This is a genomic window from Planktotalea sp. (assembly GCF_965659345.1).
Taxonomy (GTDB): domain Bacteria; phylum Pseudomonadota; class Alphaproteobacteria; order Rhodobacterales; family Rhodobacteraceae; genus Planktotalea.
Genome location: NZ_CBFHVK010000002.1, coordinates 32,604 through 56,833, shown reverse-complemented (window position 1 = coordinate 56,833; position 24,230 = coordinate 32,604). Strand labels below are relative to the sequence as shown.

The 24,230-nt window shown below is 52.4% G+C and carries 22 protein-coding genes; 7 read left to right on the top strand and 15 right to left on the bottom strand.

What is annotated here, in order from left to right; all coding sequences use genetic code 11:
- The 7 genes from urtD to ACTG3Z_RS01690 form a co-directional block, all read right to left on the bottom strand.
- The gene (urtD, locus tag ACTG3Z_RS01720) at nucleotides 1–741 is read right to left on the bottom strand and encodes an urea ABC transporter ATP-binding protein UrtD (protein WP_439140921.1); all 741 of its coding nucleotides are present in this window, start codon (nucleotides 739–741) and stop codon (nucleotides 1–3) included.
- Entirely contained in the window at nucleotides 738–1,910 is a 1,173-nt protein-coding gene (gene urtC, locus ACTG3Z_RS01715) for an urea ABC transporter permease subunit UrtC (protein ID WP_439140920.1), read from the bottom strand. Before urtC ends, urtD begins: the two co-directional genes overlap by 4 nt.
- Before the next feature lie 2 nt (nucleotides 1,911–1,912).
- Entirely contained in the window at nucleotides 1,913–3,838 is a 1,926-nt protein-coding gene (gene urtB, locus ACTG3Z_RS01710; RefSeq protein WP_439140919.1) for an urea ABC transporter permease subunit UrtB, read from the bottom strand.
- A 74-nt stretch (nucleotides 3,839–3,912) separates the two neighbouring features.
- The gene (gene urtA / locus ACTG3Z_RS01705; protein ID WP_439140918.1) at nucleotides 3,913–5,202 is read right to left on the bottom strand and encodes an urea ABC transporter substrate-binding protein; all 1,290 of its coding nucleotides are present in this window, start codon (nucleotides 5,200–5,202) and stop codon (nucleotides 3,913–3,915) included.
- Nucleotides 5,203–5,813: 611 nt separating this feature from the next.
- Complete coding sequence (locus tag ACTG3Z_RS01700) at nucleotides 5,814–6,857, bottom strand: succinylglutamate desuccinylase/aspartoacylase family protein (RefSeq protein WP_439140917.1); 1,044 nt, start codon at nucleotides 6,855–6,857, stop codon at nucleotides 5,814–5,816.
- The gene (rimK, locus tag ACTG3Z_RS01695) at nucleotides 6,854–7,759 is read right to left on the bottom strand and encodes a 30S ribosomal protein S6--L-glutamate ligase (RefSeq protein WP_439140916.1); all 906 of its coding nucleotides are present in this window, start codon (nucleotides 7,757–7,759) and stop codon (nucleotides 6,854–6,856) included. Before rimK ends, ACTG3Z_RS01700 begins: the two co-directional genes overlap by 4 nt.
- Nucleotides 7,756–8,232 carry an ATP-dependent zinc protease family protein gene (locus tag ACTG3Z_RS01690; RefSeq protein WP_439140915.1) on the bottom strand — a complete coding sequence of 159 codons (477 nt, stop codon included), beginning with the start codon at nucleotides 8,230–8,232 and terminating at the stop codon, nucleotides 7,756–7,758. Before ACTG3Z_RS01690 ends, rimK begins: the two co-directional genes overlap by 4 nt.
- Nucleotides 8,233–8,463: 231 nt before the next feature.
- Between ACTG3Z_RS01690 and ACTG3Z_RS01685 the strand changes: the two genes are divergently transcribed.
- Genes ACTG3Z_RS01685 through ACTG3Z_RS01675 form a run of 3 tightly spaced genes read left to right on the top strand, consistent with a single transcriptional unit; the run spans nucleotide 8,464 to nucleotide 12,022 of the window.
- A complete protein-coding gene (locus tag ACTG3Z_RS01685; protein WP_439140914.1) occupies nucleotides 8,464–9,426 on the top strand; it encodes a Gfo/Idh/MocA family protein in 963 nt (320 codons plus the stop codon).
- A 16-nt stretch (nucleotides 9,427–9,442) separates the two neighbouring features.
- Nucleotides 9,443–10,384, top strand: coding sequence for an acetamidase/formamidase family protein (locus ACTG3Z_RS01680; protein WP_439140913.1), 942 nt, complete (start codon nucleotides 9,443–9,445; stop codon nucleotides 10,382–10,384).
- Nucleotides 10,385–10,426: 42 nt separating this feature from the next.
- A complete protein-coding gene (locus ACTG3Z_RS01675) occupies nucleotides 10,427–12,022 on the top strand; it encodes a gamma-glutamyltransferase family protein (protein ID WP_439140912.1) in 1,596 nt (531 codons plus the stop codon).
- A 26-nt stretch (nucleotides 12,023–12,048) separates the two neighbouring features.
- Here the strand turns inward: ACTG3Z_RS01675 and ACTG3Z_RS01670 are convergent, their stop codons facing one another.
- Genes ACTG3Z_RS01670 through ACTG3Z_RS01650 form a run of 5 tightly spaced genes read right to left on the bottom strand, consistent with a single transcriptional unit; the run spans nucleotide 12,049 to nucleotide 17,756 of the window.
- Entirely contained in the window at nucleotides 12,049–12,912 is an 864-nt protein-coding gene (locus ACTG3Z_RS01670; protein ID WP_439140911.1) for an isocitrate lyase/PEP mutase family protein, read from the bottom strand.
- Nucleotides 12,909–13,529, bottom strand: coding sequence for a cysteine hydrolase family protein (locus ACTG3Z_RS01665; protein ID WP_439140910.1), 621 nt, complete (start codon nucleotides 13,527–13,529; stop codon nucleotides 12,909–12,911). Before ACTG3Z_RS01665 ends, ACTG3Z_RS01670 begins: the two co-directional genes overlap by 4 nt.
- Nucleotides 13,526–15,589 (bottom strand): hydantoinase/oxoprolinase family protein, encoded by a 2,064-nt coding sequence (locus ACTG3Z_RS01660; protein WP_439140909.1) that lies wholly within the window; start codon nucleotides 15,587–15,589, stop codon nucleotides 13,526–13,528. The genes ACTG3Z_RS01665 and ACTG3Z_RS01660 overlap by 4 nt, the downstream gene beginning before the upstream one ends.
- Nucleotides 15,586–17,280 (bottom strand): hydantoinase B/oxoprolinase family protein, encoded by a 1,695-nt coding sequence (locus ACTG3Z_RS01655; RefSeq protein ID WP_439140908.1) that lies wholly within the window; start codon nucleotides 17,278–17,280, stop codon nucleotides 15,586–15,588. Before ACTG3Z_RS01655 ends, ACTG3Z_RS01660 begins: the two co-directional genes overlap by 4 nt.
- On the bottom strand, nucleotides 17,277–17,756 hold the full coding sequence (locus ACTG3Z_RS01650; protein WP_439140907.1) for a nuclear transport factor 2 family protein: 480 nt from the start codon (nucleotides 17,754–17,756) through the stop codon (nucleotides 17,277–17,279). The genes ACTG3Z_RS01655 and ACTG3Z_RS01650 overlap by 4 nt, the downstream gene beginning before the upstream one ends.
- A gap of 111 nt (nucleotides 17,757–17,867) precedes the next feature.
- Between ACTG3Z_RS01650 and ACTG3Z_RS01645 the strand changes: the two genes are divergently transcribed.
- From ACTG3Z_RS01645 to leuD, 3 genes are read left to right on the top strand one after another with little or no spacing between them, the layout of a single operon-like run.
- On the top strand, nucleotides 17,868–18,695 hold the full coding sequence (locus tag ACTG3Z_RS01645) for a GntR family transcriptional regulator (protein ID WP_439140906.1): 828 nt from the start codon (nucleotides 17,868–17,870) through the stop codon (nucleotides 18,693–18,695).
- On the top strand, nucleotides 18,692–20,086 hold the full coding sequence (gene leuC, locus ACTG3Z_RS01640; RefSeq protein ID WP_439140905.1) for a 3-isopropylmalate dehydratase large subunit: 1,395 nt from the start codon (nucleotides 18,692–18,694) through the stop codon (nucleotides 20,084–20,086). The genes ACTG3Z_RS01645 and leuC overlap by 4 nt, the downstream gene beginning before the upstream one ends.
- The gene (gene leuD, locus ACTG3Z_RS01635; RefSeq protein WP_439140904.1) at nucleotides 20,086–20,703 is read left to right on the top strand and encodes a 3-isopropylmalate dehydratase small subunit; all 618 of its coding nucleotides are present in this window, start codon (nucleotides 20,086–20,088) and stop codon (nucleotides 20,701–20,703) included. The genes leuC and leuD overlap by 1 nt, the downstream gene beginning before the upstream one ends.
- On the opposite strand, the gene ACTG3Z_RS01630 is transcribed toward leuD, so the two are convergent.
- Nucleotides 20,700–21,761 carry an ornithine cyclodeaminase gene (locus ACTG3Z_RS01630; RefSeq protein WP_439140903.1) on the bottom strand — a complete coding sequence of 354 codons (1,062 nt, stop codon included), beginning with the start codon at nucleotides 21,759–21,761 and terminating at the stop codon, nucleotides 20,700–20,702. The genes leuD and ACTG3Z_RS01630 overlap by 4 nt on opposite strands.
- Before the next feature lie 34 nt (nucleotides 21,762–21,795).
- Nucleotides 21,796–22,722, bottom strand: coding sequence for an arginase (gene rocF, locus ACTG3Z_RS01625; RefSeq protein WP_439140902.1), 927 nt, complete (start codon nucleotides 22,720–22,722; stop codon nucleotides 21,796–21,798).
- A 139-nt stretch (nucleotides 22,723–22,861) separates the two neighbouring features.
- On the opposite strand from rocF, the gene ACTG3Z_RS01620 reads away from it, so the two are divergent.
- On the top strand, nucleotides 22,862–23,290 hold the full coding sequence (locus ACTG3Z_RS01620) for an Lrp/AsnC family transcriptional regulator (RefSeq protein ID WP_439140901.1): 429 nt from the start codon (nucleotides 22,862–22,864) through the stop codon (nucleotides 23,288–23,290).
- 73 nt (nucleotides 23,291–23,363) lie between these two features.
- Here ACTG3Z_RS01620 and ACTG3Z_RS01615 read toward each other — a convergent pair whose 3' ends face one another.
- The gene (locus ACTG3Z_RS01615; RefSeq protein WP_439140900.1) at nucleotides 23,364–24,182 is read right to left on the bottom strand and encodes a siderophore-interacting protein; all 819 of its coding nucleotides are present in this window, start codon (nucleotides 24,180–24,182) and stop codon (nucleotides 23,364–23,366) included.
- Nucleotides 24,183–24,230 lie beyond the last annotated feature (48 nt).

Sequence of the window (24,230 nt, the reverse complement as noted above, 5' to 3'; positions counted from 1 at the left end):
TTAGCGCCCCAGATAGACATCAACGACGTCTTTGTTCTTTGTCACATGATCGAGCGAGCCTTCTGCCAACACGGAGCCTTGATGCAAAACAGTTACTTTGCAGTTCAAGCGTCGCACAAAATCCATGTCATGCTCGACCACGATGACGGCGCGTGTTTTGGCGGCCCGCACAAGAATGTCTGTCGTCTGTTCGCGCTCAATAGTGGACATGCCGGCAGCGGGTTCATCAACAAGCAAAAGGCGCGGATCTTGTGCAAGCAACATCCCGATCTCTAGCCACTGTTTTTGACCATGGCTGAGCGCACCGGAGATCTGATCCAATGCATCTGACAATCCAATCTCATCACTTATCGCGCGCACCCGTTCTTCTGTGTCCACGCTTGCGCGATTGAGCAACAAATCAAGTGGTCGACGCGGGTTCTTGAGCGCGAGCGTGATGTTCTCACGCACAGTCTGCTCTTCGAACACTGTTGGTTTTTGAAATTTGCGACCAATCCCTGCCTGCGCAATTTGGCTTTCTGACATGCCGAGCAACGACATAGATTTTTCACCCCAGATGACATAACCTTCGTCCGGCTTTGTCTTGCCCGTCACGATATCCATAAAGGTAGTTTTTCCTGCCCCATTTGGACCGATGATCGCACGTAGTTCTGGTTCGGCAATTTGCAGCGAGAGGTTATTGATCGCTTTAAATCCATCAAAACTGACACTGACTCCCGAAACTTCCAAAAGCGTGTTCATGACTGTTTTCCTTTACGTGCGAGCAGATCAAACAAGCCACCGATGCCTTTGGGAAAAAACAAAGTAACGGCAACGAATGTCAGACCCAGCAGCACAAGCCACCAATCCGTCCAATTGATCACATAAATTCCAAGGTTGATGTCGGGCGCACTGCCACCGGTGAACCAAGATGACATAAGGGACACAACCGCAGCACCAATCACCGCACCATAAAGCCGCCCACGCCCACCGATGGCCACCCAAACAGCCAAATAGATTGAAGCGATCGGCGCAATTTCTGCAGGGTTTATAATGCCCGCTTGCGGATAGTAAAGCGCACCGGCGATGCCTGCCACCATGGCAGTGACGGTAAAAATGAACAGCTTATAGCTTTCCACGTGATACCCCAAGAAACGCACCCGCGCTTCGTTGTCACGAATAGCGCGAATGACAGAGCCGAACCTGCCAGAGGTCATCCAAGCAAACAAAAGATACCCTGAACCCAGCGCCGCGGCAGATGCCCAAAAGAACCAAAGTGACAGCGTGGCTTGGGAAGTCTCTTCTAGCCCAGGGATGTTTTGAAGACCCGACAAGCCATTATTGCCGCGCAGACCTGTATCATTCTGAAAGAAGTACAAGGACAGTGCGAGGGTCATCGCTTGGGTCAAGATGGACAGATAAACCCCCGTAACACGGCTTCTAAAGGCCAACCAACCGAATACAAAAGCCAGCAAGCCAGGCACCAAGACGACAGCAAGCAGTTGCAATGTGAGTGAATGCGAGAATGCCCAGATCGCTGGGAATTCAGAACTGCCAACAACGCCAAATATCTGGCTGCCAATCGCTGTCGTAATTTCGTCTGGCGTTGGCGGTAGGATGTTATTTTCAAGGGATGAGACGACAATATCTTTGGTTCGCTCGTACATGAGCCACATGCCAATTGCATAGCCACCGATGCCAAAGAACGCGAAATGCCCAAGACTTAGAATACCACAATAGCCCCAAACCACATCCATTGCGACAGCAACAAGGCATAGGCACAAAGTCTTGCCCAAGGTCTTTAGAAACGACGTAGAAATCAGAGCAGTACCGGCCGCCTCGCTCATGATCGACACCAGCGCGGTAAAAAGTGAGAGGCCCAACAAAAACCAAAGCACAGATGGGTTTTTAGCAATGAATGAATTGTTCATAATCAATCTCCTGCCGCGCGGCCCTTGAGGGCCACGATGCCTTTGGGGCGAAATTGGATGAATAAGATGACAAACAAGATCATATAGGTTTGCGCTGCCAATGTGTTTGACGGGTTTAGCCATTCGATCCCTTTTTGACCAAAGCCAATCATTGCGGCCCCAGCGAGCGTGCCCCAAACGTTGCCGACCCCGCCGACAACCACAGTCATGAAACTTTGTACGATGTAGTCGGAACCCATTTCTGACGTGACCTTGGCATATAGCCCAATCGCCACCCCCGCGATGCCTGCGATGCCGGACCCAAGCCCAAAGGTCATCATGTTGATCCGGTCCGGATTAATCCCCATCGATGACGCCATGCCGGGGTTTTGTGTGACTGCGCGCACTTCCAAACCAAGTCGCGTGCGCTTGAGGATATAGATAATCAGCCCAAGGAACATCAGCGCCAGCACAAATATAGCGATGCGGATATAGCTGATCTGGATCACATCGTTCAGCACCCACGCACCCGCGAGCCAGTCAGGTGATGTTAGCGGGCGGGCTTGCGTGCCAAAGATATTCTTGGCCAATTGCTGCAATGCAATCGAAATACCAAAGGTGGCCAGCAGCGTTTCCAAAGGACGACGATACAGACGGCGGATCACCAAACGTTCCATCATCACCCCTGCGCCGAAAGTAACCACAAAAGCCAACGGCAAAGCGACAATCAAAGACAGCGTATAGTTGGTAATAAAGAGCTGCACGACATAGCCTGTATAAGCTCCCATCATGATAAACTCACCATGGGCCATATTGATCACCCCCATGACGCCAAAGGTGATCGCCAGACCAATCGCCGCAAGGAAAAAGATAGAAGCAAGCGACAAAGCATCCAACGTCAAATCCACGGTTTGCGCGGTCGCAACACGGCTTTCCACGGCATCCAATGTGGTTTGCGCAGCAGTTGTAATTTCAACGTTCGATTCATCATATATCTCGTAAAATACATGCTCAGAAAGCGCTGCATCACGCACGGTTTCAGTGATGAGAACAGGAACTACACCATCGGCTGCGAGCACTGCGTAAGCAGCCTCACGGTTTGCCGGATCATTCATCTGCGTTAACGCAAACCCACCGATACGCCCATCAACTATGTTTGCTTCTAGTGCTGATTTGATCTCTGCGCTTGTCTGCTTGGCAGGGGCAAAGCCTGCCTCGACCAACGCGGCGTATGATGCATCAGGTGCCTCCATGGGATCAAACTGCGTCGCGATATTCCCATCTGGAAGGGATTTGGCTACATCGGTTTTCGTATTCAAAATCTGGTTCAAAACAGCGCGGGCCTCTACCGATGTATCAGAGGACAAGCTGTTGATAGCGGTGATGCGATCTTGAGCGTCCTCCGCAAAGCGCGCAGACAAAAAATTCGCCAATTGGATCTTGCGTGCCTTCAGAGCGACATTCACTTCGGGCTCAATAGAAGCCAGTAACGGGCCAAGCTGCGCAGCCGAAGGGCGGCGAGCAATTGAGGCTACAGCAGTTTCGCGGCGCGACAGATCAGGATCGATCAATTGAAACTGCACCAAAGCAGTTGCAATCAAACGCCTAACGCCTCCATTGGGTTTAAGCTGTTTAAAATCTAATTTGGCCGCAGAGCTCGTGGCTTGGGTGTCTATATCAGTCAGCGAAATGCTATCGCCTTCTGCTATTCCGATAAAGAACATCCCGTCGTCACGCTGCCACACGTTTTTCTCGGCCCATTGCTCCAAAAAATCAGTCGCTTGAGGCAAACCAGAGGCAACAATATCATCAATCGTTGCGCTCACGGAATTGCGCGAAGGCTTCGCTATCTCGGCTTCATGGGTCTGTAAAATCGGTTGAAGTGTTTGTGCGATCGCGGCGAATGCGCTGCAGATCACCATGATTAAAGCAAGAAGTGCAGAGCGCATCAGAAGTCTTTCAATTAAGGAGTGACAGGCGCACAGAGATTTCGAGGGAGAGACTGCGCGCCTGCCAGCAAGGCTTAGTAGTTAGATGTCAGCTGAATGCAGGTTTCTGTTTCAACGTTATACATACCACAGCCAAGGTCTTTCCAATCTGACTTGAGCACTGCAGATGCTGGCAAGAAATCTGTCCAAGCATCGCCTGGCACTTCGGTCGTCTGGCTAATGATGTCGAATTGACCATCCGCCTGGATCTCACCAATCAGGACAGGCTTCGCCAAATGGTGGTTTGGCAACATGACCGCAGTACCGCCGGTCAGGTTAGGGAATTCCTGTCCATACATCGCTGTACGCACCGCATCGACATCTGTTGTTCCAGCCGCTGTCGCCGCGTTCACCCACATGTTGAAGCCAATATAGTGTGCTTCCATCGGATCGTTTGTCACACGCTCTTCACCCGCAAAGGCTTTCCATGCTGCGATGAAGTCTGTGTTCGCGTCAGATTCGGCAGATTGGAAATAGTTCCAGGCTGCCAAGTGGCCCACCAGGTTGGATGTATCCAAGCCTGACAACTCTTCCTCACCAACAGAGAAGGCAACGACGGGAATATCGTCAGCCGAGATGCCCGCAGCAGTCAGCTCTTTGTAAAATCCAATGTTTGCATCACCGTTGATCGTGGAAATCACGCCAACTTGCTTGCCATCTTCACCCAGCGCCACGACGTCCGCGACAATGGTAGCCCAATCAGATTGGCCAAATGGCGTGTAGTTCACAAAAATATCTTCCGACGCGATACCCTTGTCCATGAGATAGGACTCAAGAATGTTGTTCGTCGTACGCGGATAAACATAGTCTGTCCCCAACAATGCGAACTTTTCGACGCCCAGTTCTTCAAGGAAATAGTCTGTCGCAGGAATTGCTTGCTGGTTTGGCGCGGCACCTGTGTAAAACACGTTCTTGGAGCTTTCTTCGCCCTCGTACTGCACGGGGTAGAAGAGCAAACCGTTCAATTCTTCGATGACAGGCAAGACGGATTTGCGTGACACAGAAGTCCAGTTGCCAAAGATCACATCGACTTCGTTAACTGTCAAAAGCTCACGCGCTTTTTCAGCAAACAACGGCCAATCTGATGCAGGATCGACAACGACAGCTTCCAATTCACAGCCAAGCAAGCCGCCTTTGGCATTTTGCTGTTCGATCAGCATGAGCATCGCGTCTTTCAGCGTTGTTTCAGAAATCGCCATAGACCCAGACAAGGAATGTAAAACACCGACTTTGATTGGGTCAGCACATTCAGCGACAGCAGCGGAACCAGCGACGCAAAGGACGCTAGCAGAGAGTGTTGAGAGCAGAGTGGAACGAAGTGACAAAGGAAAATCCCCTAAAATTTCGCGGCGCATAACGTGCGTTTGCTAGGCAAGGCCCAGTCTAAATGCTATGCGAGTTACGCAGCTTCTTGTTGCAGCCATGCGGGGGTCGTTATCTGCCAGGATTGCACCCTCGCGTGGCACTGAAATGTCCGTCCTCGGACAACCAGACCCTTGTTCACTGACGTTCAAAACGAAAGCGGTCGGGACACCAATTATTTTAATACACCGATTTTTGCTGAAAATTTTATCAACCGGCGTCGAGCTGCTTAAATTTTTTGCGTAATTTGCAGCCTGCGAAACGATCACTTTAGATAAACTCCGCTTGATCAACGGCTTTGACCAAAATTATTAGGCTCGCCGGCCCTCTGAGACAGGTTTCAGAATCTGCTTGTCAGAAACAATTATTTGAGGATTTTACTGCTGCATTTCCAATGAGACGTTATCGCATCCAATTGATGTTCCGGTAACGCATATAATTCATCGAGCACGCGTGACGCGACGTGACCGTCTTGGACGAGGATGTGCATCGCATATCCTAAAGTGGTGATTGTTGTGGGCAGCATATTACAGCCTACCGTATCGCCGTCGACAATGATCAGGGGGAAATACCTCTATATAATCTCATCTTCATCAAAAAGGGGGGCTTCTTCAAGCTGAGTGGCCAAATCATCCACCGCAGCTTCCGCCAAATCTGCAGACTGAACAGCTGCGACATGCAACAATGCGTCGCCTTCATGAACGATGGGCATCATAGCGCGGCCCACGATGATACCCGAATAGCGCGTTATCACGTCAATTTCATCGTCCCCAAAAGGATCAGAAATTGCGGCGACGACATCGCCCTCTTCGACAAGATCACCCTCACTTTTGAACATGCGAAGCAACCCACCAGCGGGTGCACGAAGCCAATTGCTGTTAGAACATAGAATTGAACGCGCTTTGGGCTTGGCGATACCTGCCACGCGCAGCATCTTAACGGCTTTTAGCACACGCAAAATTCCAGCCACTCCCGCACGCACGGACATTTCATCAAACCGCATGCCTTCCCCTGCTTCGTATAGCAGGACATCAACGCCGATCTTCTTGGCCTCTTGGCGCAAACTGCCATCACGCAACGCACTGGTCAGAATAACCGGCGCACCAAATTCCTTAGCCAAAGCCAATGTCTTTTTGTTGCTCGCTGAGACGCGCATTTGCGGCAAGTTTGTCCGGTGAACTGCCGCTGAATGAAGATCAATCCCCAACGAGCAACGCAAAACAATTTCTTCCATAAAAATATGTGCAAGTCGCGACGCCAAGGATCCATTTGGCGAGCCCGGGAAACAACGGTTTAAGTCACGACGGTCCGGTAAATACCGCGAGTGATTGAGAAAACCGAAGGTGTTCACAATCGGCACAACGATCAGCGTGCCATGCAGGGACTTGAGGTTTTTTGTACGCAACAAACGCCGCACAATTTCCACACCGATGACTTCGTCACCATGGATGCCAGCGCTGACAAAAATCGTAGGCCCCTCACGACGGCCATGAATAACATGCGCAGAAAGCGTGACGGGCGTATGATCTGACAGCGTGCTGACAGGGATATTGACGGTTCTACGTGTTCCAGCCGCGATCTGCTCGCCTGCGATCTCGAAACTAGCGCGTTTGCTCATCCTTTGCCCTTCGTTTTGGTCGCGTTGGGTTTCGCGTGTTTTTCAAGGTATTCAATGATCTTGCCCGCAATGTCCAAGCCGGTTGCTTTTTCTACGCCCTCTAATCCTGGCGACGAGTTCACTTCCATCACCACGGGTCCGTGATTGGCGCGCAGCATATCGACACCGCATACGTTTAACCCCATCGCTTTGGCCGCTCGAATAGCCGTGGAACGTTCTTCTGGTGAGAGCTTGATCACCTCTGCAGACCCGCCGCGATGCAAGTTAGAGCGAAAATCCCCATCCGCGCCGGTCCGTTTCATTGCGGCCACCACTTTGCCACCAACGACGATAGCGCGGATATCAGACCCGCCCGCTTCTTTGATAAACTCTTGCAACAGGATGTTGACGCCAGCCCCACGAAAAGCTTCGACCACAGACTTCGCAGATCGCTTGGTATCCGCCAGAACAACCCCGATCCCTTGCGTGCCTTCCAAAAGCTTGATGACAACAGGAGCGCCGCCTGCAAGTTCCAGCACTTCTTCGGTTTGCTTGGGATCATGTGCAAATGTCGTGACAGGTAGACCGATACCGTCGCGCGCAAGCAACTGCATAGAACGCAATTTATCCCGAGACCGGCCAATCCCCACGCTTTCGTTCAAAGGGTAAACACCCTGCATTTCAAACTGCCGCAACACCGCCGTGCCGTAAAATGTGATTGAAGCGCCAATGCGCGGAATAACAGCGTCATAGCCCACGAGCTTTTCGCCATTGTAATACACTTCAGGCCTGCGCGAAGCGATGTTCATATAGCAGCGCAATGTATTGATGATATCCAGCGTATGCCCGCGTTCTTCTGCGGCTTCTTTCAGACGTTTGTGGCTGTAGAGTTCGGCATTTCGAGCAAGCATTGCGATCTTCATAGCTTTGATCCTTCAAAAGAGGGTTTGTCGCTTACAAGGTATGATTGGCTTGGATGCACGACGATGTTTTTGTTGCGAAGGGCGCGGCGGCCCAAAATAAGAGGGAAGCGCATTGTTCCCCGATCTGTCAGTGAAATATCAATTTTCCATTTGCGGCCAGCAAGGATCAAAGCCGTGCGAATAACGATGCGTGTTTCCGGCGTCCCGCTGGTATTGGTAATATCGCGTTTGGTGAACACCGGGAATTCACAGATCTGTTGCACAGATCCGTGCATGGCCGGCGGGCGAAAGCGCACCCATTTGACGCCCTCTTTGTGAAAAACGGTGATGTCTTCTGCATGCAGCGCTGTCGTCTTTGCCCCTGTATCGACCTTAATTGCAAAATCATTTAGGCCAAGTTCGGGTAGGCTGATACATTCACGCCAGCCAATCACGCTAAGGGGGTGTAAGACGTGCTGTGAGACATTTTTCATTTTAAGAATTTCAATCAATAAAGGAGTGATCGTCTATCATGCGCGATACCGGTGCGATATACCAGCACATCTGTAAGCGCTCGCAGCACGAACGTTTGGTTTGCTCGCCTCACTGCGCACGGCATGTTCATTGACGTACACTACGGCGGCGACGTCACTTAAACTCTGGTAATGCGTCGCGTTCTATGGCGCTATGGGACCAACGACAGCGACCCATTTGAAGAGAACACCATGGCATTCAGAACAGCAATTATCGGCTTAGGCATTATGGGACAGCGTATGCTTGAGAATATGTCGCTGCACCCTGAATTTGCTGTCACTGCAATTTGGGATCCAGACCCAACCGCCTGCGACACCGCCAAGAAAATGGCTCCCACGGCACATCAAGCGTTAAGTGCTGAAGATGCAATTGCACATGCGGATCTTGTCTATCTTGCCTGCCCGCCAGCGCCCCGCAAGGCCTACGCGATTGCTGCCGCACAGCAAGGCAAAGCTGTATTCCTTGAGAAACCGTTGGGCATTGACGTGGACGAAAGCCGCGAAATGGTCACCGCGCTTAAAGCCTTGGGCGTGCCTGCTGCTGTCAACTTCACACAAGCCGCCGGTGCCCCCTTGCGAGACGTTTCAGACGCGATTGAAACCGGCGCGCTGGGTCAGCTCATGGGCGTTGATATCATTGTGACCTATGCAAATTGGCCACGTGAATGGCAAAAGGCGGCAGACTGGCTGCGCTTTCGCGATGAGGGCGGCATGACCCGTGAAGTGATCTCGCACTTTTTGTTCTTTAGTGAGCGTGTTCTGGGACCCTTGGAATTGGTCTGGGCGCATTCCAGCTACCCAGAACAGTCGGATTTGTGCGAAACACATGTCGCAGCGCGATTGCTAAACGCCGAAGGGCTTCCTGTGACGCTGATGGGCAGTGTCGGTGGCGCGCAGCCTGACAGACAAGAAGTCACGATAAAGGGCTCAAAAACCAGCAGACGCATTTCCAACTTTTTGAATGACGCCATATCGTCTGGCGGCGACTTCATACCAACTGGAGACACGCCAGCCGACCCTAGAGCCACCGGTTTGAAAGCCCAATTGGATCATCTCGCGCTATGCTTGCACGGCAAACCGAACCGCTTGGCAACGTTGGATGAAGCGTTGAGAGTGCAAATCTTGATTGAAACGATCTTGGCCGAAAGTAAGTAAATCGAAGGCATACGCTATGACACATCAAACCTTGAGCGCATCGATTGAAACTTGTCATTGGGGCTATTTCGACGCAACGCTCGTACCGGCAATGACAATAGAAAGTGGCGACGAAATTACAATCGACACCATTTCCGGCGGCCCGCAGAATTTACCCAGTTCCGGCTTCCAAGTTCCGCCAGAACTTCTTGAGTTACATGCTGCTGGCGTTCCTGCGATGCCGGGGCATATTCTCACGGGTCCTGTCGCCGTTTCAGGCGCTTTGCCCGGCGATGTCTTGCAAGTTGATATATTGGAAGTGTCGCTGCGCCAAGACTGGGGCTTCAACTTCTTTGGTCCGTTGAAAGGCACGCTGCCAAACGATTTCCCCAACCAACACCAGACCATCATCCCGCTTGATGCAAAGCGCGGTATCGCGACATTGCCTTGGGGATTGGAATTGGAGCTTTCCCCTTTTTTTGGTGTGATGGGCGTCGCGCCGCCCCCAGCTTGGGGCCGCATTTCCACGATTGAGCCAAGGGTTCATGGTGGCAATCTCGACAATAAAGAGCTGATTGCCGGCACGACACTTTATCTGCCTGTTTTTGCTGAAGGAGCATTGTTTTCGTGCGGCGACGGTCACGGCGCGCAAGGCGATGGCGAAGTCTGCGTCACAGCGATCGAAACTGCGCTGCGCGGACGGTTTCGCCTGACGGTATTAAAAGACAAAGGGCTCAGCTATCCACAGGCAGAGACCAAAACTCATTACATCACGATGGGCATGGCACCTGACCTTGAAGTCTGCGTTGAAATGGCCTTACGCGATATGATCACACTTGTTTCACAACGTGCCGGCATTAGCGCCGAAGACGCCTATATGCTTTGTAGCTTGGCTGGGGATCTGCGCATCACACAGACCGTCAATCGCGAAAAAGGCGTCCATATGATGATGGCAAAACACTTGATTGACGGGTTTTGAACGCGCGTTAAATCGAAACATAACTTGAAAGAAAGTACTCTCATGGAATTTCGTGCGAACCATCACTACCCATCGCGTCGCTCAGCAGTTTTCGCAGATAACATGGTTGCAACGTCCCACCCTTTGGCCGCGCAAGCAGGTCTGACAATGCTCAAGCGCGGCGGCAACGCAGTGGATGCAGCGATTGCCACAGCGATTACACTAACCCTTGTCGAACCCTCCGGAAACGGAGTCGGGTCTGACGCCTTTGCAATTGTTTGGAATGGAAAAGAATTGCATGGTCTCAATGCATCAGGACGCTCCCCCGCAGCTTGGACACCAGAGCGTTTTGCACAGCACAAAGAAATGCCATTCCGAGGCTGGGAAAGCGTGACAGTGCCCGGTGCCGTCTCCGCTTGGGTAGCTTTGTCAGAACGATTTAGTGCCTTGCCATTCAGCGAGCTTTTTGAACCAGCGATCAATTATGCGCAAAACGGCTTTATCGTTACGCCCGTGATAGCGCAACTTTGGCAGCGCGCTGCCGTTGAACTTGGCGAATACCCGGGGTTTGCAGAAGCCTTTTTGCCCAACGGCCAACCCCCAAAAGCAGGCGAGCGATTTATAAACAAGCCCTTGGCCAAGACCTTTAAGCAAATTGCAGATACAAAAGGCGAGGCGTTTTATAAAGGACCATTAGCCCAATCCATATGTGATTTTGCATCGCAACATGGCGCTGCTCTTACTCTTGACGACATGGCCGCCCACAAAGCAGATTGGTGCGGTACCATCGCTCAAAAATTTGATGATGTGGAGCTGCATGAAATCCCGCCAAACGGTCAGGGGATAGCAGCACTTATGGCTTTGGGCATTCTATCACACACGTCTATTCGCGAGCTTAGCGCAGATGATCCACGTGCGTTTCATCTTCAGATTGAAGCCATGAAACTTGCCCTAGTGGATGTTGAAAACTTCGTCGCCGATCCAGAACATATGACAGATGTGTCAGCGTCTGATCTTTTGGATGAAACCTATCTCGCGACCCGCGCGGCTCTAATCGATCCAGAAAAAGCGCAAGACTTTAACATTGGCGCGCCCAAAAATGGTGGCACGGTCTATCTGAGCGCCGCAGACGCCTCTGGCATGATGGTATCGTTCATTCAGTCGAATTATGCGGGATTTGGCTCCGGCGTTGTCGTGCCCGAGACTGGCATTGCACTTCAAAATCGCGGTGCCGGTTTCTCGACAGATCCAAGCAATCAAAATTGCGTCGGCCCAAACAAGCGACCATTCCAAACGATCATTCCGGGATTTTTAAAAGGGCCAAACGGCCCAATCATGAGCTTTGGTGTGATGGGCGGCCCAATGCAAGCCCAAGGGCATGTGCAAATGGTATTGCGCACGCAACTTTGGAAACAGGACCCCCAAATGGCGGTTGATGCACCGCGCTGGCGATTTGTCAAAGGGATGAGCATCGCGTGTGAAGATACAATGCCCAGCGCAACAATAGCGGCACTGTCTGCAATGGGGCACGAGATCTCGCTTGAATCCCCTGACAACGCCTTTGGCTTTGGCGGTGCGCAGCTAATTTGTAGGCTCGATGATCAAGGATATGCCGCCGGTTCAGACCCGCGCAAAGACGGTGCCGCAATGGGCTTTTAGTGCACGACCTTGGCCATATAAGAACTTCACTCGTCTGCGCCGTATCGCGCGCCACGTTCTAATTGTTCTTTCGTGCCGATCACATCGTTCAAACCATCAAAATCGAACATACGCTCTGCAAACGGTTTATTCGATCCATTGCTCCGCAGGCTTTGATAATAGTCTTTCGCGGTACGCGCCAATGCACGCACAATCCCGCCCGGAAAAATAACGATTGAAAACCCTTGTTCTTCTAAGTCATCAGCGCCTGTAATCGGTGTCGCACCCCCTTCCACCATATTCGCTAGTAGCGGGATACGCGCTGAAAATTGCGTTCCGATGGTTTCAAGCTGCGCGCGCGTTTTTGGGGCCTCAATAAACAACACGTCTGCTCCAGCTTCAATATAGGTCTGCGCACGATCAAGCGCTGCAGAAAACCCCTCCACCGCGATTGCGTCGGTGCGCGCAATGATCAAAGTGTCTTCACTTGCGCGCGCATCAGCCATCGCAGCAATCTTGCCAGCCATTTCAGCGCTTGAGATCAACGTTTTATCTGCAAGGTGCCCGCACCGCTTGGGATAGGTTTGATCCTCCAGCTGCAAAGCCGAAGCACCTGCACGCTCATAGACTCGCATCGTGCGTTGCGCATTCAGCGCGTTTCCAAACCCTGTGTCCGCATCAATAATCACAGGCAAAGGCGTGCGGTCGGCAATCAGCGCCATTGTGTCAGCCATCTCGCTTGCAGTGCTTAGCCCAATGTCTGGGCGGCCTAACCGCGTGTAGGCGACTGCGGCTCCACTTAAATAAAGCGCCTCAAATCCGGCATCAGTGGCCAATGCAGCGCTCAAACCATCATAGACGCCAGGGGCCATCAAAATCTTGTTGCTTTGCAAACGGGTTTTCAGGCTCATGCTGCGCCCTCCAACCATGTTTGCGCATCTGCACAGCTCATCTGATGTGAGACCGTCCCAAGCGATAAGAGCGTCGCATCATGAACGTCTTGGTTGAAAGCCGCGCATCCATCACTAAGCATGACCGTTTCGATATTGCGCAGATGTGCGTCGCGCAGGGTCGAGGCAACACCGCCATTGGTAACGATCCCGCAGACAATCAGGTTTTCCACCCCAACAGCGCGCATGATGTATTCAAGGCGAGTTTGGTAAAAGGCAGAATAAGCAACCTTTTCAACAACAAAATCCGCTGGATACAAGGTATCAACAACCGTGTGGCCAAACGATCCCGGCGCAAAGTCGCCTTTGCCAAGAAAGGGACGTAGCTCTTTCAAATGCGGTGCAATTAATGGTGTGCCGTCGCGGTCTGGCACCAAGGTAAACTGAGCAGAGAAATAGCGCCCCCCATGCGCGCGCAACGCCGCGATCAAGGGTGCCACCCGATCAGGCAAAGCAGCAATCGAGGCGGCTGATTGGCCTGCCCGGCCATAAGCTCCCTCAGGATGTATAAAGTCGTTTTGCAGATCAATACTGAGCAAGGCTGTGCGGGACAGGTCCCAAGTTCTTGGGTTACTCATGACGCCACCTTTTGTGTCTCGATAATCGTATTGCCAAAGGCATCGACGCGCCCTTCCAGATCTGGCTCAATCAACACTGTCGTATCGGGTTGAGTAAGAATTGCCGGGCCTTTGATCACGGTGCCGACGGGCAAGCTCAGGCGATCATAAATCGCAGTTTCATGCCACTTTGAGCCGAAATGCACGCGGCGATGCGAAACCGCTTCAACACGGCCGCCCCCATTTGGTGCCAAGGTCGCAAGGTCAAACTTGGGCCTTTTGCCGGTCACCGCACTGCGCAGGTTCAAAATACGACGCACACCGCCATTGAGCAGACGTCCAAAACTAGCTTGGTAGGCAGCATCGAACGCCGTTTCGATTTGCTCCTTCGTAGGCACGACAACCTGACCATCAATCACCTCGACAATGATCGGCACGGGCACCGTGTGGGTTTGACCAATATAGGCCATGTCCAACTCAAAACTCAGCTCGCGGCTCTCAAATTTAGTGCGCGACGCATCAAGCAAGGCCATGCCCTGATCCACATGGGATTGCATAAAGCTTGCAAGGACATCCGCATCCAACGCTGCGACCAAAGTGTTAATCGTTTGCACGAAGTCCTGCCGCATATCCGCGATGACACATCCCATTGCAGAGGTCACACCAGGATAACGCGGCACAATCGCGCGCGCGATCCCAGTCTCTGCGAGCATCGCTCCAGCATGAAGCGCGCCACCCCCACCAAACGGCATGAACGCAAAGCGTTTTGGATCAAATCCACGTTCAATCCCCACCAAACGGATCGCACCCGCCATCCGGCTGTTCGCCACAGTTAAAATCGCTTCCGCCGCTTGCAAAGTCGTCAACCCCAATGGGCTTCCTACGTGAACATCAATTGCATGAGACGCGGCTTCCACATCAAGCCGTTCCAATTTGCCGCCAATCGGATTGTCCGGATCAATGCGCCCTAAAACGACATTTGCGTCAGTCACTGTGGGGCGATCATTGCCCAAACCATAAGCCACCGGACCGGGGTTAGAACCAGCGCTTTCAGGGCCAATATTCAACAATCCACCCTTGTCGACCCAAGCAATTGAACCACCGCCGGCACCAATTGTCGTGATCTCAATCATCGGTGTACGCACCACCATCCCAAAATCAATCGACGTTTGCGGTGACAAAATAGATTCGCCATTGTGGATCAGTGACACGTCAAAACTAGTACCCCCCATGTCGCCGGTAATCACATTGTCAAAACCAGCAGACCCAGCAATGTAGCCCGCTGCGATAACACCTGCTGCGGGACCAGACAAAGCTGTGCGCACGGGCAATTTACATGCGGTATCAACGGCCATCACGCCACCATTGGATTGCACGATCATGAATTCGCCATCAAAGCCGCCATCGCGCAGCGCGGTTTCCAATCGACCCAGATAGCCAGAGATTTCAGGCTGCAAATAAGCATTCAATGCTGTCGTAGAAAAGCGTTCGAACTCACGAATTTCAGGCAAAATCTCGTGGCTGGCCGAAACATGCGCATTTGGCCAGATGTCACGTACCGCCGCCACGGCCTTCGCTTCGTTCGTGGAATTGGCATAGGCGTTTGCAAACAAGATCGCGACCGCCTCGCACCCATCACGCTGTAATTGTTGCGCAGCATCGCGCACCGCATCTATGTCTACCGGCGTTCGGATAGAGCCATCCGCTAAAGTCCGCTCAGGCACTTCCAAACGGTTACGTCGATCCACAACAGGATCAAAATCACCACGCAAACCCCATGTACGCGGCCTATCGCGACGACGCATTTCCAAAACATCACGCAAGCCGGTGGTACAGATCACGCCTGTCTTGGCGCCTTTGCGCTCCAGCAAAGCGTTCGTTCCTGCCGTCGTGCCATGCACAACCACCGAAACATCCCTAAGATCAGTGACCTCCTGCTTGATCCCATCCAAAAAACCGCCCGATTGATCAGGGCGTGTTGTGGGAACTTTAGCAACGGTGGCAGTCCCCTCATCTTCATTCAAAACGAAGACATCTGTAAATGTGCCGCCAACATCGACACCAATCATACGTTTGTTCATGGTCCAGCCTCGCGCCAATCTATGCCATAGGCTTGATCCGCCGCATTGGCACTCACCAGTCCGCGCGCAACGTCACGCGCGATATCACGCGCCGCGCGCGCCGATGCAGGGCCATATCCCCCCCCACCTGGGGTTTCCAAACGGACAGCTTGGCCTTGGCGCAATTTTATGCCGCGCATCTTGGAGACCAGCGGCGGGTTTTGCCAACCCTCGTCTTGCTCATAAGAAAAGACATTCATTGCCCCCTCTTCACCTTGCACAATGCCTTTGGGTGCGAATTTCCCACGCTCTCCAAACAAGAAGGCTTCGGCACCGTTGTCCTCTAGAACTTCGATTTCGTAGATTGCCCCCACACCGCCGCGCTGTGTGCCATGCCCGCCACTGTCTGCGCGCAGGCCCCATGTTCGAAACATCACCGGATAGGCCGCTTCAAGAATCTCCATCGGCGGGATTGTCGCTGTCGAGATAGGCGCATTTCCGTGATTCAATCCATCGGTTTCGACAGATCCACCATGCCCCCCACCATAAAAGCTGAACATCACCCAAGGTTGCCCGTTCGCGCGTTTTCCCGCAATCGACAGCGCGTTAATCGTGCCATAAGCATTCGCGACGACGCGCGTTGGGGCCGCCTTGGCGAAGGCGGAAAACACTACATCAATCATACGCAAAATTGTTTCCGTGTACCCACCTGTGGGCGCTGGGAACACTGCTGATAAAAGCGACCCTTCAGGCACAATCACATCAATCGGACGCATTACACCGGCGTTGGCGGGCAATGCGGGAAAGATGTGTTTCACCGCGACATAGGCTGTCGCGACCGTCGTTGGCAGCGCAATATTCACAGGCCCTGCGCATTGCGGCGCTGATCCCGTAAAATCGAGCGTCATTTGATCGTCTTTGATTTCGAGAGCGACTTTAATTGAGAGCGGTTCATCCACGATCCCATCGTTGTCCAGAAAATCCTCGGCCTCCCAACGCCCATTCGGAAGGTCTGTCAGCTCTGCGCGCATCAAAGCTTCTGCGCGGTGACCCAGCGCATCAAGCGCCGAAGCGACCGTTGGGCCGCTATATTCATCAAGCAGCTCATCCATCCGCTTGATACCCAAGTCGAGCGCACCAAGCTGACCGTTCAAATCCCCCATCGCAGATTGCGGCAAACGCGTGTTTCGCAATAAAATATCGATGATGTCTTGATTGATCTTGCCTGCACGCGCCAGTTTGACAGGGGGCAGTACAAACGCTTCCTGAAACACGTCTGTCGCAGCAGGATTATAATTCCCTGGCACCGCGCCGCCCACATCATGCCAATGCCCCACCGAAGCTAAGTAGCAAAACAGTTGTCCGTCGCGGTAATAGGGCCGCACAAGCCGCATGTCGCTTAAGTGTGTGCCGCCGATATGCGCATCGTTGAAAATGTAGATGTCCCCATCTGTAAGGTCACCGTCTTTTGCCGCCTTTTCGATAACGGCCTGCACCGCGAAGGACATGACCCCAACAAAAATGGGCAGCCCTGATTTGCCCTGAACCAAAGTGTCACCTGTCGAAGCGTGATAGAGCCCATGGCTCGCGTCATGTGCTTCCGCGATGATCGGATTAAAGGCTGCGCGAAACAGGGTTGCGTCCATCTCATCCGCAATTTGCTCCATCCGCCCGGCAAGAACGGACAGGGTGATTGGGTCAATTTCCATCATGCATTCGCCTTTGTTTCTGCGATGTCATTCCAAACCTCTTGTTTGATTAACTTGTCTGCAACGACCTCGAAGCGATCAATGAAGCGGATACCTTCAAACGCGGTTCCATCGGGCCATTCCCCCGAAAGCGTCCCACGACAGTACACGATCGCGGCATGACTTTCGCTAGGTATGGCATCAAACCCGTCATAGGTTTTGGTGACAAATTTATAACGTGGGGCAGACCACGCGATCAGCTCTTGCAACTTGTGCATGGGAGCCGTTCCAGGAAAAGTCATTTCAAAACCATCGGCAAGGAAGCTCTGCGCAAGTGCGATATCGCGCGCCTCCATCGCCGCAAGGAAAGAGCGAACAAGCTGCACCGGATCCATCAAAGCTGTGCCCAAGCAGAGCGTGACTTCTGGATCATTTTCTTGAAGCTTTCGATAACTGCAATCAGCATTCTGCCCTCCAAAGCCAACCTGTATTTTTTGCAATACAACTTGTGTATCTTCTGTAAGTCAACTTTTACTTGCAATACAGCGACTATCTGTATTTCTTTCTCACACACCGCTTCAACAAGTCGTATTCTAAAAGGGCGCCCAATATTGGAAAGCCAAAGTTCAACCCTGTTGCCCGAAGGCGCAAAAGCGCGGCGTGTTTACTTGTCACTGCATGATCAAATCACCGATGGTCGTTTGTGTGACGGCGAAACGCTTCCGGGTGAACAACGGCTTGCTGAAACTTATTCGGTGTCGCGAGTCACAGTCAGGCGTGCCTTGGATGCCCTCAATGAACGCGGCTTGATCGAAAAGCGCGTTGGCAGCGGCACCCGCGTGCGCAGCAAAGCCATAAGCGACAAACGTACGGCTTTGAATTTCAACACGCTGATGCCGCAACTTGTTGAAATGGGACAAGCGACGACGGCGCGACTTTTGTCATTCTCATACAGCCACCCACCCTTTCAGGTGGCCAAAGCGTTAGGGCTGGATCCTGCTGAAAAGGCGCAAATTGCTATCCGCGTGCGTGCATCAGACGGAGTGCCCTTTTCGTATCTTACGACCTATGTGCCTACACTGGTCGCTCAAAACTACTCTGAAAATGATCTCGCCACGACGCCTTTGTTCAAATTGCTCGAGCGCAGCGGCGTGCAAATCGACGCCGCGCATCAGTCTGTGTCGGCGGCTCTCGCTGGGCCAGAGGTGGCCGAAGCGCTTAATGTAGCGGAAGGGTCTGCCTTGCTTTCGCTAAAGCGCGTGGTGCGGGATGCGACGGGCAAAGGGGTCGAATTTTTGTCCGGACTCTATCGCCCCGATATGTTCAGTCTTGAGATGCCATTGACCCGCGTTGGCGATGGCATGGGGCGTCACTGGGAGCCGGCGATCGGTCAAAGCGATCAGGGCGATCAAGGCCCAGCAGAGCAAGTAAAGCTATGACCCAGCCGCAAACACTTCTGGATAAGCTATGGACCTCTCATGAAGTTTTGAAACGCGAGGATGGTGTTTCGCTGCTCGCCGTGGATCGTCATCTTGTGCACGAGGGGTCGCATCATGCCTTCGCCAAGATTGGCGCGCGCAAATTTGCGGTCGCCGCCCCTGACCTAACCTTCGCAATTGTTGATCACTACGCCCCCACGCGAGAGCGTGCGCAGATCAAGGATCCACAAGTTGCGTATATGATCGAAACACTCCGCTCGAATGCGCGTCAGCACGGTTTGGAGATTTTCGACTTGCACAACCCCGCGCAAGGCATCGTGCATGTGGTTGGACCTGAACAAGGCATCACACTGCCCGGCCTGCTGATAAATTGTGGTGATAGCCACACATCGACCCATGGTGCCTTTGGCGCGCTGGCATTTGGCATAGGCGCGACCGAAGTTGCTCATGTGCTTGCGACGCAAACCATCTGGCAAAAGAAGCCAAAGGCGATGCGGATCACTGTCGATGGCACACTTAGTGCTGGTGTAAGTGCAAAAGACATCGCATTGAACTGGATTGCTAGTTTGGGCACCGGTGGCGCGCAAGGTCACGCAGTGGAATATGCCGGCAGCGCAATTCGCGCGCTCTCGATGGAGGCCCGCATGACACTTTGCAACCTCTCGATTGAAGGCGGGGCGCGCTTTGGCATGATTGCCCCTGACGAGACGACCAGAGCCTTTATCAAAGGGCGCCCTTATGCACCTAAAGGTGACGACTGGCATACTGCAACCACCGCATGGGACGCGCTTTGCTCCGACGAAGGGGCCACTTTCGACATCGATGTACACATAGACGCTGCAGATATCGCCCCGACTGTCACATGGGGCAATAGCCCGGAACAAGCCTTGCCAGTGACTGCGAGGCTACCGGTTGAATATGCGCAGAATCCTCAGACGAAAGAGGCACTTGAGTACATGGGGCTCATTGCAGGGCAACCGCTTGAAGGCACGCCCGTTGATCAGGTGTTTATCGGTTCATGCACCAATGGCCGCATCGAAGATTTGCGCGCCGCAGCCAATGTTTTACAAGGGCGCCGCGCAAAAGTACCTGGACTGGTATCCCCCGGCTCACAACTCATAAAAGCGCAGGCAGAGCGCGAAGGATTGGACAAAATATTCATCGATGCCGGTTTGGAGTGGGCCGCTTCAGGATGTTCGATGTGCGTCGGCATGAACGGCGATCTTGTGCCAAGCGGCAAGCGCTGCGCCTCCTCCACAAACCGCAACTTCAAAGGCCGCCAAGGCCGTGGATCGCGCACACATTTGATGTCACCTGCCATGGTGGCCGCAGCGGCGGTGACCGGCAAAATATACGATGTTCGCAAACTGCTAAACGAAGGTGATCTGTAGTGGCAGGCTGGCGCACACATCATGGACAAGCAGTTGCTTTGGCGCGCGCTAATGTTGACACAGATCAGCTAATTCCAGCGCGTTTTATGTCCGTGCCACGCACACAAGGATATGGCGATTACCTTCTCCATGATCTGCGCCGCACTGAGGCAGGCGAACTGCGCAGTGATTTCGTGATAAACCAGTTTTCAAATGCAACTGTGCTCATTGCAGGCCCCAACTTTGGTAGCGGATCATCCCGTGAGGCTGCGGTCTATGCCCTTGTCGACGCAGGGTTTCGCGCTGTTTTTGCCCCCAGCTTCGGCGACATTTTTTCAAGCAACGCTGTAAACAACGGGCTCTTGCCTGCGCATATCGAAGTGGCGACATACGAAAATTTGCTTACGCAACTCGGCGCGGGCACCTGCGAAGCATCGATCAATCTGGATGATCAGACAGCGTTAATTGGCTATGAGAATACCGATTTCACGCTTGATGAAACCTGGCGCATAAAGCTAATAAATGGATGGGACGACATTGATTTGACGCAACACCACAGCGATGAAATTGCGCGTTTCAAAACGAAATATAGTCAATCAAACCCTTGGGTTCTGCCAGCCCGCCCAACTAAATCCTAAAATACTGCGCGCTGCACCATCCCAAAAAGATCCCTTGGATCGTCTGGGTCAGCAAGAAGATCGAGCTCAACGAAATGCCCTGTGCGCTCTAATTGGTCCTTAATGTACCTCAGAGCTGAAAAGTCTTCTGTCGCGAAACCCACACTATCGAAAAGCGTGATTTGACCCTCTGACGTGCGACCTTGCGCCTGACCTGCCATCACCTGCCAAAGCTCGGTCACAGGATGATCTTCGGCCAACTGTTGGATTTCACCCTCGATGCGGGTTTGCGGTGGATATTCAACAAAAATGTCTGAGCGCAACAAGATATCTTTATGCAGTTCGGTTTTGCCCGGACAGTCCCCACCGATTGCATTGATGTGGATGCCGGAGCCAATCATATTGTCCGTCAAAATGGTCGCATATTGCTTGTCTGCAGTACACGTCGTCACAATCTGAGCACCTGCCACAGCCTCTTCCGCGCTAGAGCACGCAACAACGTTGAGACCACTTTCAGCCAAATTGCGCACTGTTTTTTGCGTCGCTGTCGGGTCGATATCAAAAAGGCGAACAGTTTCTATGCCCACAACTTCCTTGAACGCAAGCGCCTGAAATTCACATTGCGCGCCATTGCCAATCACCGCCATGGTTTTGGAGTTTTTGGGTGCAAGATATTTAGCCACCAGTGCAGAAGTCGCTGCGGTACGCAACGCGGTCAAAATAGTCATTTCGGAAAAGAGAACGGGATACCCATTGTCTACACGCGCCAAAACGCCAAATGCAGTCACCGTTTGAAAGCCGCGTGCCATATTGGCGGGATGACCATTCACATATTTAAAGCCATAGGTTTCGCCATCGCTTGTGGGCATCAGTTCGATCACGCCTTCCTTGGAATGCGCAGCAACACGTGGCGTTTTATCGAACGTATCCCAACGCAAGAAATCCGCTTCAATGTAGTCTGCGATTTCCGCGATGATCTTTGCAGGCCCAATCGTATTCACGATTTTCATCATGTTATCGACGCTTACAAAAGGAACCATCGCCAATTTAGAAGGGGTCAGTTGAGAAGAGGCAGTCATTGCATATCTTTCTTCAGTGGTCACTTAAGCACGATCAGTAGCTGCGGGTCGGTCTATCCAAGACTTTGCGGCCCAGTAGACTGGCGCACAGATCAACCATCAGCGTGGCAGTACGCCCACGCTCATCAAGGAATGGATTGAGTTCGACCAGATCAAGCGAGGTCACCAAGCCACTGTCACAAAGCATTTCCATGATCAGATGTGCTTCTCTGAAGGTCGCACCGCCTGGAACAGTTGTACCGACGGCAGGTGCGATATTAGGCTCCAGGAAATCGACATCCAAGCTTACATGCAAAACGCCATTGGCGTCTTTGACCCTTTGAAGGAATTGCCGCAAAGGATCTGCAACGCCACGTTCATCAATCGCACGCATATCGTGAACGTCGATGTTACATTGCGCAAGATGATCGTTTTCGGACGGATCAACCGAACGAATACCCATCATACAAACATTCATTGGATCAATAGGATGCCGCAACACGGGATATACGTTTTCAAACCCCGCTTGCCCCGTAAAATAGGCAACTGGCGTTCCATGCAGATTGCCGCTGGTCGTTGTCAGTGGGGAGTGAATGTCTGGGTGCGCGTCAAGCCATAACACAAACTGCGTGCGCCCATTTTCGGCGGCGTATCGCGCTACTCCGGGAACTGTTCCAATCGACAGCGCGTGATCACCCCCAAGAAAAATCGGCAAATCTGAAGTCTTTATCGCGTTATAGGCCGCATCTTCCAAAGCAGTCGCCCAACCCACAATCTCGCTCAGGTGATGGATTGCTTCATTTTGATGCGGCGCAACAGGCGGGGTTTTCCCTGCGATATTACCAACGTCATGCACTTTGTACCCAAGCGCTTCGATCGTTGGTTTCAAACCCGCGGTTCGAAAGGCGTCGGGGCCCATTACGCATCCCAACTGACTTGAGCCACAATCGACAGGGGCACCGACTAATGTGCAGTTTAACATGTGATGCGTCCTCATTGAGTTGGTCTCTCAAGAGTATTTCGCATCACACGATGTACAAATAGACATAAAATTGCACATTTTGTTACTTATTTTCATCAAATCGATTAGACTATTGTTCACATTGAAAGAAGGTGCGCTGATGAGCGAATTAACGATAACAGATAGAAAACTGCTTGCGCTTCTCAGGCAAAATGCACGGGCATCTGTCACAACAATCGCGCAAGAGCTTGGCCTGTCGCGGGCAACCGTGCAAACCAGCCTAGAGCGACTTTTGAACTCGAACGTCATTCAACGCTTCACAATCGATGTCGATGCCTCTGTTGGCCTTGATCTCATAAAAGCGGTCATGACGATTGAGGTCCAAGGCAATTTAACTTCTTCCGTCGTAAAAGCCCTCAAGCGTATGCCCGAGATCGTAAGCCTTCACAGCACCAATGGCGCTTGGGATCTTGTTGCTCAGATTGAAACCTCAAGCTTGCCTGAATTTGATGAATTGCTGCGCCGCACTCGGGAGATCAGTGGCATTTTGAACAGTGAGACAAGTATTTTGCTTAACACTGCGAAATGATCCGGCGAACCGAGGAGTTAGCAGTCGCAAAACTCGGGAGCAGTTACACCCCAAAGTTCACATTTTCGACCCATCATAGATCACCTGTCCGCTTCGCCACTTGGTGTTCATCTTCGATCAGCCCGATTTTCCAATAGCCAGCGATATAGGTATCTTCGCGCGGCACATGTTTTTCATTTGCCAGAAATCCGCGCAGTGAACGGATCACGCCAGATTCTCCGGCGATACAGGTTTGAACACGGCCCGCGGGCCATTCCATAGAACGCAGAAACGCTTCTTGCGCCGTTGAGGGGGTATGCGGATACGGGTGAATGAGCCAGTGCACCGCAATACCCTCAGGTGAGTCGATCTCCTGACGATCCTCTTGCGACGTAACTTCAAAAATCGCCACACCTTTCGCATCACGTGGCATCGCCTCTAAGGCGGCGGCGGCAACGGGAAGTGCTGAAGGATCTGCTGCGACCAAATACCAATCAGCGCTAAATTCAACTAATTTGGGCATGCCCGGCCCACCAAACCCTAAAAAGTCACCAGACTTGGCATGACTTGCCCATCGCGAGGCAGGCCCGTCATCCCCATGTGCCACAAAATCGATGGTCAGTTCTTGCGTCGCTGAATCGAACTTTCGCACTGTATAGGTCCGCCGCACTGGCGCAGGGCCAATTTTCAAACGCTCAGCAAAGCGGTCTTTGGTTTCGTTCGGTTCGGGGATCATCAGTTTGCAATTTGCGCCCTCACGGCCCTCTGGAAAACCTGCCAGCTCGGGGCCTGCGAAAACCACACGGATCATGTTTGGTGTCAGCCGCCAAGCTGTTTTCACGCTTAGCAGCCTTGGGCCAGCGCGACCCGCATTTTTGTTTCCTTGCTTCCGCATCGTAGCAGGTAATGCCATGATATTTTGCCTATTTTTTAAGACTTCTAAACATGCGCTCAACTCATT

Bases quoted from the DNA above. Each gene is read 5' to 3' on its own strand.
- urtD (WP_439140921.1), bottom strand. From the start codon at position 741: ATGAACACGCTTTTGGAAGTTTCGGGAGTCAGTGTCAGTTTTGATGGA.
- urtC (WP_439140920.1), bottom strand. From the start codon at position 1,910: ATGAACAATTCATTCATTGCTAAAAACCCATCTGTGCTTTGGTTTTTG.
- urtB (WP_439140919.1), bottom strand. From the start codon at position 3,838: ATGCGCTCTGCACTTCTTGCTTTAATCATGGTGATCTGCAGCGCATTC.
- ACTG3Z_RS01700 (WP_439140917.1), bottom strand. From the start codon at position 6,857: ATGAGCAAACGCGCTAGTTTCGAGATCGCAGGCGAGCAGATCGCGGCT.
- rimK (WP_439140916.1), bottom strand. From the start codon at position 7,759: ATGAAGATCGCAATGCTTGCTCGAAATGCCGAACTCTACAGCCACAAA.
- ACTG3Z_RS01690 (WP_439140915.1), bottom strand. From the start codon at position 8,232: ATGAAAAATGTCTCACAGCACGTCTTACACCCCCTTAGCGTGATTGGC.
- ACTG3Z_RS01685 (WP_439140914.1), top strand. From the start codon at position 8,464: ATGGCATTCAGAACAGCAATTATCGGCTTAGGCATTATGGGACAGCGT.
- ACTG3Z_RS01680 (WP_439140913.1), top strand. From the start codon at position 9,443: ATGACACATCAAACCTTGAGCGCATCGATTGAAACTTGTCATTGGGGC.
- ACTG3Z_RS01675 (WP_439140912.1), top strand. From the start codon at position 10,427: ATGGAATTTCGTGCGAACCATCACTACCCATCGCGTCGCTCAGCAGTT.
- ACTG3Z_RS01670 (WP_439140911.1), bottom strand. From the start codon at position 12,912: ATGAGCCTGAAAACCCGTTTGCAAAGCAACAAGATTTTGATGGCCCCT.
- ACTG3Z_RS01665 (WP_439140910.1), bottom strand. From the start codon at position 13,529: ATGAGTAACCCAAGAACTTGGGACCTGTCCCGCACAGCCTTGCTCAGT.
- ACTG3Z_RS01660 (WP_439140909.1), bottom strand. From the start codon at position 15,589: ATGAACAAACGTATGATTGGTGTCGATGTTGGCGGCACATTTACAGAT.
- ACTG3Z_RS01655 (WP_439140908.1), bottom strand. From the start codon at position 17,280: ATGATGGAAATTGACCCAATCACCCTGTCCGTTCTTGCCGGGCGGATG.
- leuC (WP_439140905.1), top strand. From the start codon at position 18,692: ATGACCCAGCCGCAAACACTTCTGGATAAGCTATGGACCTCTCATGAA.
- ACTG3Z_RS01630 (WP_439140903.1), bottom strand. From the start codon at position 21,761: ATGACTGCCTCTTCTCAACTGACCCCTTCTAAATTGGCGATGGTTCCT.
- rocF (WP_439140902.1), bottom strand. From the start codon at position 22,722: ATGTTAAACTGCACATTAGTCGGTGCCCCTGTCGATTGTGGCTCAAGT.
- ACTG3Z_RS01620 (WP_439140901.1), top strand. From the start codon at position 22,862: ATGAGCGAATTAACGATAACAGATAGAAAACTGCTTGCGCTTCTCAGG.
- ACTG3Z_RS01615 (WP_439140900.1), bottom strand. From the start codon at position 24,182: ATGGCATTACCTGCTACGATGCGGAAGCAAGGAAACAAAAATGCGGGT.